Source organism: Lacrimispora xylanisolvens, from assembly GCF_002934545.1.
Classification (GTDB): domain Bacteria; phylum Bacillota; class Clostridia; order Lachnospirales; family Lachnospiraceae; genus Lacrimispora; species Lacrimispora xylanisolvens.
This window is the reverse complement of the sequence record NZ_PTJA01000001.1, coordinates 220,234-234,149: the sequence shown is the minus strand read 5'-3', so window position 1 is coordinate 234,149 and position 13,916 is coordinate 220,234. Positions and strand designations below refer to the sequence as shown.

Below are 13,916 nucleotides of genomic sequence, written 5' to 3'. Positions count from 1 at the left end.
ACTGGCTGCCTGCATTTTTCTATGCATTTAGTATAGGACTTCCCCCTATGGGGAATGTCAACTGATTTTTTTTTATTTTTACACCAGATTAAATGGTAATTTTTACCCTGGTGCTCCACACATAAAAAAGGCTCTCCTGAAACAGAAATTTTTACTCATTTCTATTCCAAAAGAACCTGTAAAATTAACTTTTTTAACCGTCGGGAGTTGGATTCATGCTCCCTTACTGGCGGTAGACCGGCACAATCACTTCTGTTACGAACTCTTCCGGGTTCCTGGTAGTCCAGTAATCCACCACATACCGCTCAAAGCTTTCTTTCCCGCACTGATATCCCCGCTTGGCTGCCCAGTTTACGATCCGCTCGTATTCTTCGTCTATGGTCTCATGTTTTCCAATGTGATAGACGGAAGCAACCATGATACCTCCATAAGTCTGGCGGTTTAAGCATTCCTTGCAGGGGTGAATGGCTTTCTGCATAATGGTTGCAGTGTCGCATCTGCCTTTCATCTTATCCTCGAAGGAGTCAAACTTAAGAATTACAGGACCTGTAATCTCATTCTCAGCCTTTTCAAGGTGATTGGTCCATTCTATATTAATAATGGATTCCATATAATTGTATCCAAAACTCTGTGTCAGGCTGCAAAACGTGGACTCCGGAAGGAATCTCACAGATACCTCATGTACATTGTTCTGGAGCACCATCTTGGCTTCCTGAATCAGCTCGTACCAATCCTTAACAGCTACATAGCTGTTGTGAATCTGCTGCTCCTGGAGGCAGAGCTGGTCGATTTTGTTGCGGAAATTCTGTTCCAGATAATAGTAGGTATTGCCCTCAACAAGCCCCTGCATCTCTTCCAGCTTAAATCCCATCTGCTTGTAATACTTTACAACAGGTACGGTCATAAGTGTTTCTTTGTTGTAATAGCGGTAGCTGTTCTCCTTACATATCATATCTGGTGATATGATTCCGATCTTGTCGTAAAAACGCAGAGCCTTTGTTGAAATGTTGCAGATCTTACTCACTTCCCCTATTGAGTACAGTTTTTTTTCTTCCATGTAAACCCCCATAAGCACTGGCATTGTCTATGTGTTCCGTGTTCGATTTACTCATTTTATCATTCGTACTATATACATATAGAACCAGTATAATCCTTCCCGTATAGGGGAATGTCAATACCTACTTATTTGTTATTTCTTTTCATAAAAAAACCACAGGTTCCTCCTTTCACCGGATTGACCTGTGGTTTTATGAGTCTGATTATTTTACCTGCTCTACCATCTGCAGAATGTCTTTCTTGGATTTTACTCCTACAGAAGTTGCCGCCAGCTTACCGCCCTTGAAAATTCCTACCGTAGGAATGCTCATAACCTTAAACTGTCCGGCAAGATCCGGCTCATTGTCCACATCAACCTTACCAATCTTTAAACCGGAATGATTCTCAGATGCAATCTCATCAAGAACCGGTGCAAACATCTTACAAGGACCGCACCAGGTTGCCCAGAAATCCACCAGCACGACATCATCAGTTTTTAAAACCTCTTCATCAAAGTTCTGCTTTGTTAATGTTACGATTGACATATATTACTCCTCCTTCATTCTATCTCTTATTTCAGGGAATTTGCTTTATTCCATTAGTCTTATCATTATTTCATGGATTATGCCCTGTATCTATAGGACTGTATATCCTTTAACTTTTTCTTATTTTGTTTTGTTACTGTTATTATAAAAGTTACAGTTGTATTTGTCAATAGAATTTTTGCAAATTATTCTACATCCAGTCCCAATACTTTTATCATTGCCAGGAATTTATCCTTTATTTCTGACAAGCTCACAGTCTCTTCCCCTTCTGAAGCAAGTTTTTCCTGATCCAGTACTCCGGCTGAAATTCTTCCGCCCTCGTATCCGCCGCTGAGCTTAAGTCTGAGATTTAAATCCTTCTTATTGTATATGATATTCAGTTCTTTTATCTGAAAAGCACGTTTTTTATCATCACCGTTTCCAAAATACACCGTGGTATTAAAACTGATTTCACCTTCCGTTCCGGTTATCTGACCAGATAAAAGTGCTCCCTGATTTTCTACTCTTTGAAATCCAACATAGGCAAGATCCGGTATAATGACCTGTGAAATGGAAAGATCTTTGCGTATGGAAAAGAGAACTTCCTGATTTTCCCCTTCTGTCCTTCGTTCTTTCAACAGTTTCGCCCAGCTTTTTGGCTCCCTTCCGGGAACGTCCTCCATCAGCTCACCTGTTTCCTGCAAAATGGAGTCAAACTGTTTTGCCGGAACCAGCGCACGTATGGTAACACCGTTTTTATCTCTTCCGGTAAACTCAACCCGGCTCTTTCCTACCACATCAATGATGTGATCCTCCAGCTGTTTTAAGCGATTTTCCACCTTCGCCTTTTTCTCTGGTATAGGGGATACTCCAATCTGGTTCTTAACATCAGCCTGTGTTGTTTTAACCAGTGCCGCAGAGATCTGGGGCACATGGATTACCACCCGGTCGGGATCTGCCCAATATTGTGCTCCCTCCCGAATCGCTCCCAGAAAGTAAACGTCTATCTTACCCTGGGCAAATGTATTCTCAAGATTCCTCTGTTCTGTGACGGAAATGCCAAGTCCTCCGGGCAGAATCAGTACCGACTTCCCATTTAGGTAAGCTTCGTCTGCAACCAGTTTAAAGGAATCCTCATACGCGTTGCCATTGCCCTTTTCACTTCCCCAAAGCTCCTTTAGCATGCCCTGTGTCTGAAGGGCAGAGCGGCCAAGATAAAACCTGGCATAATAGATAGGAAGATAATGCCAGCCTGCTGCAGCAAGAACAATAACAGTCACTGCTATCCCTGCTGCCCAGATAATCGGTTTCTTCTTATTATTACATGATGCCGGTCTGGCTGAGTTTTTCTTCAAAGAATTCATTAATTTCAAGCACCTTCTTCCTTAATACAATTCCCACCAACAGGGAGAGTGGAATATACACCAGGACATTTCTAATGTCAATCCAGTAAGCATTTCCATAAAGTCCTGCCACACATTCCCTCATGGCGTTAATTAAGTGAGTGAAGGGAAGCAGGGGATTTACCATCTGAAAGAATTTTGGTGTTACCTGAATGGGGAACGTACCGCCAGATCCAGCTACCTGTATAACCATAAATACAACAACGATGGCTTTTCCTACGTCTCCAAAAGACACTGTCATGGAGTACGTTATATTTGTAAAAATGATACTTGCAATTACCGCAGCCAGCACAAATTTACCCGGCTCTACACACTGAATTTTCAACATATAAAGATCGCCCAGGGAAACAACCAGTGCCTGAAAAATTCCAAGAAGCATAAACGTAAGGTATCTGCCAAAATACGTTTCATACAGCTTCAGTCCCTCTGCCCGTGAAGGTTCCACTTTTGTTTTCAGCAATGCCACCAGGATCAGACCTCCGACCCAAATAGCAAGTATGGTATAAAATGGTGCCATGGCTGAGCCATAATTTTCTACCGGATATATTTTGTTTGTCTGCATATCCGTAGGCTTCATCATAAAGTCGCTGAACCGTTCCGGATCATTCTTCATGATATCCATTATTTTGTTCAGCTGCTTATTATCTGCAATTTTATTCACGTCTTCGATCATATCATCAACGCGTTCCTGACTCTTATTAATCAGATTCAGGGAACTGTCCAAAGCTTCAATGAGACTTTGAGATGAAGTATTGACGCTGGTAAGTGTGGTATCAATCTGCCCTACCAGATTCCCGATGCTGCCAAGTGCTCCTGCAGTAGTTCCCAGGGCATCATAGGTTTTATCCAGACTGTCTTTTAAAGGCACCTCAACCTTTCCTTTATAGAAATTATTAATATCAGAGATTGTGTTATATGCCAGAGACAGACTGTCCCCAATATCATCTTTCATATCATTTGGTAATCTTCTGGTCTCTTTTACAGTCTTTTCAGCTGACTGAAGCTTTACTAAAAGATCCTGCTGCTGTTTCACTGCAGCGCCTAACTGCTGCTGGATCTGTGTTACATCTGTTAATTTGATTGGAAGTTTGGAATTGATATCATTCAGAAGCTTACCGAAGCTGTTTAACTGTGTGATCATCGCCGAAGTCATGCTTTCCATGGCTTTTATAGTATTGATAGCTGCATCGGCGGATGTATCTGATATATTTCCAAGCACATTAAATGTTTCATAGATCGTTTCTTCTGTCTGGGTAATCTGATCCAGGGTATCATCCACACCTTGCGTAACAATATCAGACATTCCTCTTGTGGAATCAACCAGAGTCCTGGCACTTTGGGCGGTGTCTTCTCCCGAAGTTATCATCTTGTTTACATCGGGCAGGGTACCTTTCACTCCGTCATTTAAGCTGTTTACTGTACGAAGAGTACCTTTTAGTATACCAATGGTATCCGTAAGCTGATTAAGACTGTCCTTGATCTCATTCAGGGCGCTGATGGCATCCCCTCTGTCAGTGTCTTTCCTGGTGCTCCAGTCATCGGAGTATCCGTTCACCAGTTTGCCCATCACTTTGGATGCAGAACTGATAAATGTTTCATTGATCTGCTGCTGTACGCTGGCTACGCCTTTATCGGTGATCTTCGTCGCAACAGCATTCTTTTTTTCATTTACATAGTATTGTAAAACCGGCCGTTCGATATGGGATGTCAGTACGCTTGATATCTTTGTACTAAAGTCTTCCGGTACAACCACTGCAGCATAGTATTTTCCGGACTCTACCCCATCCATGGCCTCTTCCTTATCCACAAACTGCCAGCCGATTTTATCATTTTTTCTAAGTTCATCAAGGATCATCTCACCAATATTAATGGCTGAATCATCAATATCAGAATCAAAAATGCTGTCAATGGAGGCACCTTCATCCAAATTGACAACTGCCACCTTTAAACCCTTGGTATTTGCATAGGGATCCCAGCTTGCAGCTATATTAAACCAGGCATATAATGCAGGTATCAGTGTCAGTCCAAAGGCAATCAGCGTCGCTACCGGGTTGGAAAATATATGCTTTAAGTCTCCCACGAATATTTTAAGTATGTTTTTTACATGTTTTATCATGCTTACCTCCCTTGTAATGGATTCATAAATATGAAGTGAATAGCTATGTATTATAATATTTTATTGCACTAAATGCAATGTCTTATTCTGTTAAAGAAATTTCTTAATTATTATTAACCGGAAAACCAATATTATTAAATAGAGCATGTTCGATCCCAGGGACAGAAAAACTCGGACTTCCCAAGAGGAAATCCGAGTCTTTACTTATTATAGTGAAACGGCATCAGAATCAGGCTTCTTAGTCAAATATAATGCAATTGTATCAATTATTTTTATCTGATTTCCGGCATTCCTAACAGCTTCCCTGATCCCCTCATAAAATCTGGTTTTATAGGGCTCTTTTAATGTTATATGCTCCACCTGGGTTCCTGCTAAGTATTCCACATACTCGTCTGCACTTAGAAATCTCTCTTTATTCCATTCCTGGTAGTTTAAGTCCGTAAATCCGTAATTGAGAGCATGTTCGTAGTCCAGTCTGCACGTATACTTTGTTTCAACATAAAAATGCTTTCTGTATACTTCCTCCATCTGTTCATACAACGCTTCATTCCCACTTTTGTAATCGGAGTATGTCATGAACATAGCTAAGATCCCACCGGGTTTTAAAAGGTCAAATATCTTAGGAAATCCAATGTTCTCCGGAATCCACTGTATGGTTGCAGCAGAGTATATGAGGTCAAATTTCCGGTCTCCAAAATTGTGGGTCTCAAAGTCGTCATTCACAATATGGAAATTATCATAAGTACCAAACTTGTTTTGCATGTACTCAGCAAAATTTTCCCCCAGCTCGATCGCCAGATAGTCACATCCTGTCTTTAGGAAAGGCTCCGTGGCCTGCCCTGTCCCCGGTCCGATTTCCAGAGCTGATTTGTGGGTACCCAGATCTGTACGGGTAATTATTTCGGAATAAAGCTCCTCACAATACCTGGGTCTCCATTTATCAAATTGCTCTGGAATTGTGTCAAACGTTTTTCTGAAATCCATATCTTCTCCTTTATAGTCTAAATCTGCCGTACAGCCCCATTCTTAAAATTATCATACCACTGACTCATTTCCTCATCACTGTCTATTTTAAGGATTTTAAAAATCTCATAGGCGAATTCAACGGCTGCGGTTTCATTGGCAGTCATGATCCCTCCGTCTACTACGACCTGAGCGGGGATATAGTGATCTTCACCTTTGTAATTTTTTGCACTCTTGAAATACTCCAAAGAATCTCCCGTATGCTTAACATGATCAAGGAATCCGTGTTTACACAGGAAATAGGTGGCACCACAGATTGCTGCTACTGGAATATTCCTATCGATAAGCTGTTTGACAAATTCTTTTATTTCTATATAATCGTTTTCTTCCCAGGAAAGACCTCCCGGCATAATTACCATAGCAAGGTTTTCATAGGAATGGTAATCTTCAATGGTATAATCAACGCCGGCTCTGATACCGCCCATTGAGGTTTTAGGAAGATTATCGATCGCTATGGTTTTTACTGTATAATCGGAAAATGAATTAATTACGGCAATCGCGTAACTTCCTTCCCAATCGCACCATTGGTGAGTTAATAGAATTAGAACTTCTTTTTTTATAATATTGGTTCCTCCCCCCAGGCTACATATATAATTTTATACCTGTATTATATTTATATTATCTAATAAACTGTCAATTTACAAGAGAAAGCTTTGTATCACAATACATTTTTGTAGGTTTGACACAGTGAGATTACAATGGTAAACTTTGGTTATAGATATTTATAACACGTGGTTAAGAAAAAATTATTAATTCCACTATTATTGGGAGAATGTAGTATTATGAAAAAATATATTGTTATTTTAGCTTTCCTGGGATTATTTTTGTTGAGCTCCTGTAGTAAATCCTCGTCAACAGAGGGCATTACTAATGAACAAATGTCTCCCAGCTCATTAAGTACAACTAAATCAGAGAATGAATCTAGTTCATCAAACATATCACCTACCCCTTTAACTTCCGACACCGATGCTTTATCCCCTATGCAAACTTTCAAAGCCGTGCTCCTAAATGAACAAACTCTATTATGTACAGACAAATCTCCTTATAATGATTTAGATCATGAATGGAATGGTTACTTGAATGAACTTGCTTATGATTCAAATCCAATAAAAACCCCGCAATTCGCTGTAGTAGATCTGGATGGTGATGGAGTATCTGAGGTCGTGCTGGCAATAGAGGATTATAACGGGTTTATTATCCTGCGATATAAAGAAGGCAACGTATATGGCTTTATTGTTTCATATAGGACAATGTATAATCTCAAAGCAGATGGTTCATTTATGTCATCAAGCAGCTCAAGTGATACTTCCGTGAGCAAGGTGTTGTTTATTGGAGATACTTTTTTTCAGGATGATATGATAAATTCAGTTGGGGGGACTCCTGACATTACCTATTTTAAACATGATATGCCAGTTGATAAGGATACATTTGATAAACACTTAGATTCGTTTGATAGCTTGCCAGATGTAGAGTGGCATGATTACTGTCAACAAGCAATAGACCAATTGCTTGTTGATAGTACAGAAACGAAAGACGCAGTATCGAAGTCAGATTCTTACGACAGGCAAAATTATCTGGATACTCTTGCTTATTTAATGGATTTTAGAGCTTACTATAATATCAGTCTTGAAGACCAGGAAGAAGTTAATTTAAATGCCCGCAATTACAAAAATGGCTGTTATAATGAGATGAATAAGATTTTTAAATTATGTTTAGAAAAATTATCTGAAGATGAACTGGAAGTTTTAAGAACCACCCAACAGGAGTGGCAGGAACATTACGATCAAAGACTATCTGAGTATTTAAGTGAGCATAATGCAAATAATATGGAGGATCTTGTAGATCAATCCATGTATTATGAATTGGGTGATATGATGTTAAGGAAAACATTCCTTCTCATAAATCTTTATTATGACTATCATTTTTATGATTGATCCATATTCAACCATTAAAAAGGGCTCTGTGAAAATACTCCATTCACAAAGCCCTAAATCCATATAAAACCAACTCAATCCAGGTTAATAAAAGTCATATTAACATACTCTATTTAGAGGCATTGTCTTTACGATTATTTATTATTGAGCTTGTTTGATCCCACGATTTCCTTAATTAACTTGTCGTCATATATGTGCAGTTAAATACAAGAAAACTACCTGCTGATAATGGATTTATTAATGAAAGTTCTATTCTACCATCATGATACAGAAAACAATAATAAACATCTAGTTTGTCATGCACGGAAACAGCAATTGTACTTGTACCAGCAACTTGCGGAAAACCTGATATGAAATATTGTGTGCCCGCAGATAAAGCCGTTGTAATAGTTACTGTAAGTGCTATTGTAATCATTGCAGTTCCAATAGCGTTACCATTCCTTATATACCCTCCGGATAATGTTCCCCATGTACATGATAATCCAGATGTAAATATACCCGCTATTTGAGTACCATTTGGATGAATAATCATACCACCAGCATCATGATATATTGGCGTAGTTGCTAATATGTTGTTAGACCAACTTGAAAGTTGTGAATTTGTTTCTACTGCAATACCTATATTAAAACCACTACCCGAGATTGAATAAAAGTACGCTTTTGACATAGTATGAATACGTATGGCAGTTCCATTATTTCCCCCCAATGTTGTAATTCCCGACACATATGCACTACTGTTACGAGAAATCGCTATAGAATAATTATTTCCAATTGTATCCAATGATTGTTTTGAAACCGTTGAAATATAAACATTGGACCACGCATTAAAATTACTTCCATCAGTTATTGTTAATGAGTTCATGGTAAATGTACGTGAGGTTTCCGTAACAGAAGAACCGATTGTTAATAGTGATCCTCTTACCAAAACGTGTCCTATGGTTACATTTCCGGATAACGAAAACATTAAGTAACCACTTGTACCAAATCCGGAAATGGTTAAATCTTCATTATATGTCCCGCCAGATATAAATATAGTTGCCTTATACCCATTTAGATCTTTTGGTGCCATTTCTAATGCTTTTGTAATGCTGAAATATGGCCTATCCTGATTACCATCACCAGTTATATCAGATCCCGTATTAGCTGATACATAGATATTGATATCTCCCGTAAGAGGTTTTATGTTTTTCATGAACGTAATTATCTTCCCGAAAAACCGCTTTACACTCTCCCCCGCAGCCGGTACCGGATATTTATCCTCTACGGTTTCCAGAGTTTCAATGACTGTTTCTGATATATCGCCACTAGTTGCATCCACCCGTTCCAATACATCCTGGATTGTAGCCGTTCCGGAAGGATTCAAAGAAATATTGAGTTGAGCGGCATCCTGAACAACATTCTGAATATTGTAAATATAAGAGGTAGACGCTACCCCATTGTATTGTGGCATTTCATCTGGCATCTCTGCTGTCACAATAGAAAAAAGGACCTCATGAGTCCCGTCCATTGCATATAGACCAATGTTGTGTATGTAGTACGTTGACGCAATATCCTCATTACTAAACAGTACCCTGGTCTGAATTATTGTTTCATTAAATACCACTGTTTCCGGATCACAGACTGTTTGCCTGACGCCCTGCATATCCGTCAGACGTTTTAAATCTGCATTTTCCGGATACGCAAAATCGGATGTTTTCGCCTTAGTAATATTCAGCTTGATCTCTCCCGCCAAAGCCCGTGCAATTAATTTTTCTCCCGCAGTCGTCAAAACTGCTTTATTATATTGTCCCATAAAACCTCCTTAAATTGTAATTACCTTGGTTCCACTTACCGTTGATCCCAGACTTAAAACGCCTTTAAAATTCTTTGTATTCACCTGCCTGGCGGTAATCTGTATATGTGCCGGTAAAATATCCCATAGCAAATTGTAAAGAAGATCAACGGCTCCATAACGGTCTGAGGTAATTTTAATATCAATTAAACTTTTTTTACCATCTACCATAACCTTGTATCCATCCACTCCATAAAGCTCCGCCAGACGATCTTTTAAAAACCCTACCGTAAAAGGAACCACCGTATTATATCTCTGCATGATACGGCTTCTTCTGAATTCCAGGCTTTCTCCCCGATAAACAATGCCAAATCTTTTTTCTAAAAGTAAAATAGTCGCTTCATCAGCAGTCTGTATATAACAATTATTCCTCACAGAACGGATACAATCTTCGGCTTCTTCCAGTTCTATGGCCTCTGTTTCCAGCAATTCATTAAATTCAACTACATTTTGAAACCATTCCGGAAGAAGCATTTTCAGATCAACTGCCATTTACCGTCACCTTCCCTAATATTGGCACCTGCTGCAGCGAAAAATCTTCTTTGCATACCACGTCAGATGCCGCACCGTTTATTAATACTTCAGTTACATTTACCACCTCTGGAATATCAAGAATTGCATAAATTATTCTGGATATATACACAGTAACGGCATATTCTATTTTCTGGCTTTTCACCATGGTTCCCCATGACTGACGAACTGACTGAAGATATTCCTCTATTTTCTTTTCTATCTGGCTTTTATAGGCGGAACCTCCGTTAGGTACAGTATTAAGAAACTGAACCGTAAGAGAAATATTTAACTCTAACTCAGTTCCCGTCCCAATGGTGACTTCTGCCCCAATAGGAGCAAGTCCATAACCACTTGCCGAAGGCACTGTTCCCCCTTCTTCCAAAGGACAAATGGTTTCTTGAACCGCATGTATCAGTTCCTCGCCAGCGGGACGCAGATTCCCGTCAAGAATGCTGCACAGTACTGTACCTCCCCCTTTCCATGCCGGATAAACCTGTACTTCTCCTACTCCGTCTATGGCAAGAATCGCATTGCGGTAAGAGGCTATGTTACCTCCAAATGAAGCCACATCAAAAGTTGCCAGATACCGTTCCCGCAAAGAACTATCCTTTTCTTCTTCCGTTCCTGCTGATAAAAGTTCAGTAAGCTCTGCAGAAGTCAGCCCGGTGACATAATCAATTGCTATCAACTGACCCGTATAATTATTTCCGATTTCTCCGGCAGCTTCACATTTCATTTTATAGGCATAACCAGTCTCCGTCTGCCCAATGAATTCTGTAACCTGATAAGTCAGGTATCCATCACCTGTAAGGGCAGAGAAACGGGATCCAACCGAAACCGTTCTGTTAAATACACCCTTTTTAACTGCATAAGTAGATGTTTTTCTCTCAATCCCACGCTCAGCCACCAGTAAGTCAAGGAAATTACCTCCTGCGGTTTCGGCATAAGCATTTTTTTGTACAGAATCCAGATCAAGATACAAGCCTTCCAGATACCAGCTTTCCGGTCCAAGAGCGGTCTGAATCATGGATCCCTCTCTCTTATCTATGGTATCGGGTACACGATTTAGCTGCCTGCTTAATATATTTCCATAAGTCTTATTACTAAAATCAATCAAATTTCCACCTCCTCTGAAAGAGTACCAAACGCGGTCTTTAACTGAAATCCGCATTTTATTGTACCGGTGTCAGTTATCTCAAAGACAAAGTTATCCACTGACAAAAACCGAGAGTCTACGGAAAATGCCTCTCTGATCCGCCGTTTCAACATACTTGTCACATATTCTGGCGGCTTGCCCACCAGTTTTTTTAACTCTCTGCCAAAATTTGAAGAATAGATCTGGTTTTCATACCGTTCCACACTCAATATAATATCAGCCGCCTGTTTCATGGCCTCCAGACCTTGTCCCATTTTTCTGATTGTCCCAGTTCCTTTGTCAACCAGATATGTATCCGTAGGGTACTCTCTCTTCTCGCCTTCATATAAAAATGCACTTGATGAATCCGGCAATGTTGCCATGTTTTTTCTTCACCTACACTTTCGAAATTACTATATAGCTCTGACCGGAGTCGGCTTTTAAGTACAAAACCTTATCTCCTGGCTTCAGACCTTTATTAATTACTACAGTTTCTCCCTGAACGGTAACAGCCTTGTATCGTACATTATCTGTCATCACTGCCACCGGTTCCGTAACATTTAACCTTGTCGCCTCTATGCAAAGTGTAAGAGGTGAGGCCGATATAACAGTCGCATAACCTGTATCAAGTAAATCCAGGGCTCTTGTTGTATCAATAATAATGGATTGCAGTCTTTCAATTAATTCCACCCAGATATACCTCCTTATCAACAATCCTGGCTTCCAGGTTCATTGTGTGTTCTCCGGCGGCAAAGGTGTGCTTTACTTTATCCAGAATTAATGAGTACCTGGTTTTCAGTTCTGGTACATCCTTAAGTTTAAAGTAAGCCATTGCACCTGCTTTTAAATCCGGTGCTCCGCCGACACCGTTTATGGTTATTGTTTTTAATACCCGGTCATAATATGCCATCATAATATTTCCCTGCTCACTGATTTGGGCATCGTTTAGATTCTCATCCACTTTAACAAAATTCTGGAGTAATCCCCATTTTTTAATTGTTGTCTGATCTTTAAATATATAATTGTCTATCTGACCGGTTTCCTTATTTGATTTCACCAGTTTCACCTGATTATAAGTATCTGTATCAATATCTGATTTATAGGTGTAATCGGTTATAACGCTTCCATCTCCAATCAGAATATCTGATTTCATATTCTGGGCTTCCCTAAGGCATAGCTTTCCGAAATCATCATAAAATACAAAGGTTTTTCCAGTTTTGTATTGAGTTAACATAAGTCCATACTCAATGATATCCAGACATGAAGTATTTTCTTTTGTCAGCTTATCAAACGAGTGTCCGGTATTTTCCAGAACACCCGTTTTCAGTTCCATATCCGTTGCAATCTGCTGAATGATTTCCCCAAGAGTTTTATTGATAAAGCTGTAGCTGGCATTGCATTTTAAGTACCGCAGCTGATCATAGGCCGTAACAGAGATCTCCCCCCAGCGGTTTTGCTCAATAACAAAAACAAATCCCAGGAAGATTTCTTTTCCATCAACATAAAATTGAACTCTTGCTCCTTCTGTAAGGTTTAGGGATTGGTTTTTAAGTAAAGTAAATGTAAGTGTACCGGCACTTCCGTTTCTGTTGGTTGTATAAGTGACGCTTTCGGTCACAGGGGCATAATCAAATAAGGTATTGGTTTCAGTATTCAAAACCAGAAGTTTATAACTCATCCGGTCACCTGCAGCTGATCTGCCTTAATCCAGCCACGGCTTCCCCCAATCAGAATTGGATATGGTCTGGAAGCATCTGGAATAATCCTTGAGACTACAGTAGATAAGTTATTAGCCGTACCAGTCGGCTTATCCCCATAACTGCTGCTATAATAGGTGCCATTTGCGATAACGGCGGCTCCTACCCTTAGTTCCAAAGCAGGGGATTCGGCTCTTTGTAAATTTTCGGAAGTGGAGGAACTGTCTGTATTGTTATTATTTTGCAGGGGTATTTTTATAGGTGTGTAATTCCGGTATTCTTTGAATTTAATCTTGTAGTATACGTCTCCTGCTTCCCCGCCCTTTTCCGTTGTTTCAAAATCTGCAATTACTGCACTGATATTGGTATCATACATCCTGCTTCCGCCTGCATTATACCGGCTTATGACTAGATCACATATTTCCTGATTATCCATGGCATCCTTTATGGCTTCCACATAGTCCCCTGGCTCCATCCAGTCATGTCCGTATATCAGCGGATCATCACTGTTCCCCGGGAAATAGGAATCCCAGGATACCTCCATTAAAGAAGGCAGCCTGGGAACTATAATTTCACCTATATCCAATATGTCGTAGGTTTTATGATCGGCCGGATATGAAATGGTATACTCCTTTGGATTAACAGGGAATTCTATGGTGTCTCCACCAATATCTGCAAAAAACTTATATCTGTTTCCCATAATTC

14 protein-coding genes are annotated in these 13,916 nt (G+C 39.8%); 1 reads left to right on the top strand and 13 read right to left on the bottom strand.

Features of this window, described 5'->3' with window-relative positions:
• Window positions 1-223 precede the first annotated feature (223 nt).
• From BXY41_RS01155 to BXY41_RS01130, 6 genes are all read right to left on the bottom strand, one after another.
• Complete coding sequence (locus BXY41_RS01155; protein WP_104433714.1) at window positions 224-1,057, bottom strand: MerR family transcriptional regulator; 834 nt, start codon at window positions 1,055-1,057, stop codon at window positions 224-226.
• A 202-nt stretch (window positions 1,058-1,259) separates the two neighbouring features.
• Window positions 1,260-1,580 (bottom strand): thioredoxin, encoded by a 321-nt coding sequence (gene trxA, locus BXY41_RS01150; protein ID WP_097003120.1) that lies wholly within the window; start codon window positions 1,578-1,580, stop codon window positions 1,260-1,262.
• 185 nt (window positions 1,581-1,765) lie between these two features.
• On the bottom strand, window positions 1,766-2,932 hold the full coding sequence (locus BXY41_RS01145) for a hypothetical protein (protein WP_104433712.1): 1,167 nt from the start codon (window positions 2,930-2,932) through the stop codon (window positions 1,766-1,768).
• A complete protein-coding gene (locus BXY41_RS01140) occupies window positions 2,880-5,078 on the bottom strand; it encodes a YhgE/Pip domain-containing protein (protein ID WP_242980007.1) in 2,199 nt (732 codons plus the stop codon). Before BXY41_RS01140 ends, BXY41_RS01145 begins: the two co-directional genes overlap by 53 nt.
• A 207-nt stretch (window positions 5,079-5,285) precedes the next feature.
• Window positions 5,286-6,062 carry a class I SAM-dependent methyltransferase gene (locus BXY41_RS01135; protein ID WP_104433710.1) on the bottom strand — a complete coding sequence of 259 codons (777 nt, stop codon included), beginning with the start codon at window positions 6,060-6,062 and terminating at the stop codon, window positions 5,286-5,288.
• A gap of 17 nt (window positions 6,063-6,079) precedes the next feature.
• A complete protein-coding gene (locus tag BXY41_RS01130) occupies window positions 6,080-6,643 on the bottom strand; it encodes a type 1 glutamine amidotransferase family protein (RefSeq protein ID WP_278321412.1) in 564 nt (187 codons plus the stop codon).
• A gap of 240 nt (window positions 6,644-6,883) precedes the next feature.
• On the opposite strand from BXY41_RS01130, the gene BXY41_RS01120 reads away from it, so the two are divergent.
• Window positions 6,884-8,035 carry a hypothetical protein gene (locus BXY41_RS01120; protein ID WP_146088542.1) on the top strand — a complete coding sequence of 384 codons (1,152 nt, stop codon included), beginning with the start codon at window positions 6,884-6,886 and terminating at the stop codon, window positions 8,033-8,035.
• A 175-nt stretch (window positions 8,036-8,210) separates the two neighbouring features.
• Here BXY41_RS01120 and BXY41_RS01115 read toward each other — a convergent pair whose 3' ends face one another.
• From BXY41_RS01115 to BXY41_RS01085, 7 genes are read right to left on the bottom strand one after another with little or no spacing between them, the layout of a single operon-like run.
• Window positions 8,211-9,827 carry a hypothetical protein gene (locus tag BXY41_RS01115; protein ID WP_104433701.1) on the bottom strand — a complete coding sequence of 539 codons (1,617 nt, stop codon included), beginning with the start codon at window positions 9,825-9,827 and terminating at the stop codon, window positions 8,211-8,213.
• Window positions 9,828-9,836: 9 nt separating this feature from the next.
• A complete protein-coding gene (locus tag BXY41_RS01110; protein ID WP_104433699.1) occupies window positions 9,837-10,358 on the bottom strand; it encodes a putative phage tail protein in 522 nt (173 codons plus the stop codon).
• The gene (locus BXY41_RS01105; protein WP_170072129.1) at window positions 10,348-11,496 is read right to left on the bottom strand and encodes a baseplate J/gp47 family protein; all 1,149 of its coding nucleotides are present in this window, start codon (window positions 11,494-11,496) and stop codon (window positions 10,348-10,350) included. The genes BXY41_RS01110 and BXY41_RS01105 overlap by 11 nt, the downstream gene beginning before the upstream one ends.
• Window positions 11,493-11,897 (bottom strand): DUF2634 domain-containing protein, encoded by a 405-nt coding sequence (locus tag BXY41_RS01100; RefSeq protein WP_104433695.1) that lies wholly within the window; start codon window positions 11,895-11,897, stop codon window positions 11,493-11,495. The genes BXY41_RS01105 and BXY41_RS01100 overlap by 4 nt, the downstream gene beginning before the upstream one ends.
• A gap of 13 nt (window positions 11,898-11,910) precedes the next feature.
• Window positions 11,911-12,204, bottom strand: a complete 294-nt coding sequence (locus BXY41_RS01095) for a DUF2577 family protein (RefSeq protein WP_170072127.1) — start codon at window positions 12,202-12,204, stop codon at window positions 11,911-11,913.
• The gene (locus BXY41_RS01090; RefSeq protein ID WP_104433690.1) at window positions 12,191-13,192 is read right to left on the bottom strand and encodes an XkdQ/YqbQ family protein; all 1,002 of its coding nucleotides are present in this window, start codon (window positions 13,190-13,192) and stop codon (window positions 12,191-12,193) included. The genes BXY41_RS01095 and BXY41_RS01090 overlap by 14 nt, the downstream gene beginning before the upstream one ends.
• A complete protein-coding gene (locus BXY41_RS01085; protein ID WP_104433688.1) occupies window positions 13,189-13,911 on the bottom strand; it encodes a hypothetical protein in 723 nt (240 codons plus the stop codon). The genes BXY41_RS01090 and BXY41_RS01085 overlap by 4 nt, the downstream gene beginning before the upstream one ends.
• Window positions 13,912-13,916 lie beyond the last annotated feature (5 nt).

Bases quoted from the DNA above. Each gene is read 5' to 3' on its own strand.
- BXY41_RS01100 (WP_104433695.1), bottom strand. From the start codon at position 11,897: ATGGCAACATTGCCGGATTCATCAAGTGCATTTTTATATGAAGGCGAG.
- BXY41_RS01135 (WP_104433710.1), bottom strand. From the start codon at position 6,062: ATGGATTTCAGAAAAACGTTTGACACAATTCCAGAGCAATTTGATAAA.
- BXY41_RS01115 (WP_104433701.1), bottom strand. From the start codon at position 9,827: ATGGGACAATATAATAAAGCAGTTTTGACGACTGCGGGAGAAAAATTA.
- trxA (WP_097003120.1), bottom strand. From the start codon at position 1,580: ATGTCAATCGTAACATTAACAAAGCAGAACTTTGATGAAGAGGTTTTA.
- BXY41_RS01085 (WP_104433688.1), bottom strand. From the start codon at position 13,911: ATGGGAAACAGATATAAGTTTTTTGCAGATATTGGTGGAGACACCATA.
- BXY41_RS01120 (WP_146088542.1), top strand. From the start codon at position 6,884: ATGAAAAAATATATTGTTATTTTAGCTTTCCTGGGATTATTTTTGTTG.
- BXY41_RS01110 (WP_104433699.1), bottom strand. From the start codon at position 10,358: ATGGCAGTTGATCTGAAAATGCTTCTTCCGGAATGGTTTCAAAATGTA.
- BXY41_RS01090 (WP_104433690.1), bottom strand. From the start codon at position 13,192: ATGAGTTATAAACTTCTGGTTTTGAATACTGAAACCAATACCTTATTT.
- BXY41_RS01155 (WP_104433714.1), bottom strand. From the start codon at position 1,057: ATGGAAGAAAAAAAACTGTACTCAATAGGGGAAGTGAGTAAGATCTGC.
- BXY41_RS01140 (WP_242980007.1), bottom strand. From the start codon at position 5,078: ATGATAAAACATGTAAAAAACATACTTAAAATATTCGTGGGAGACTTA.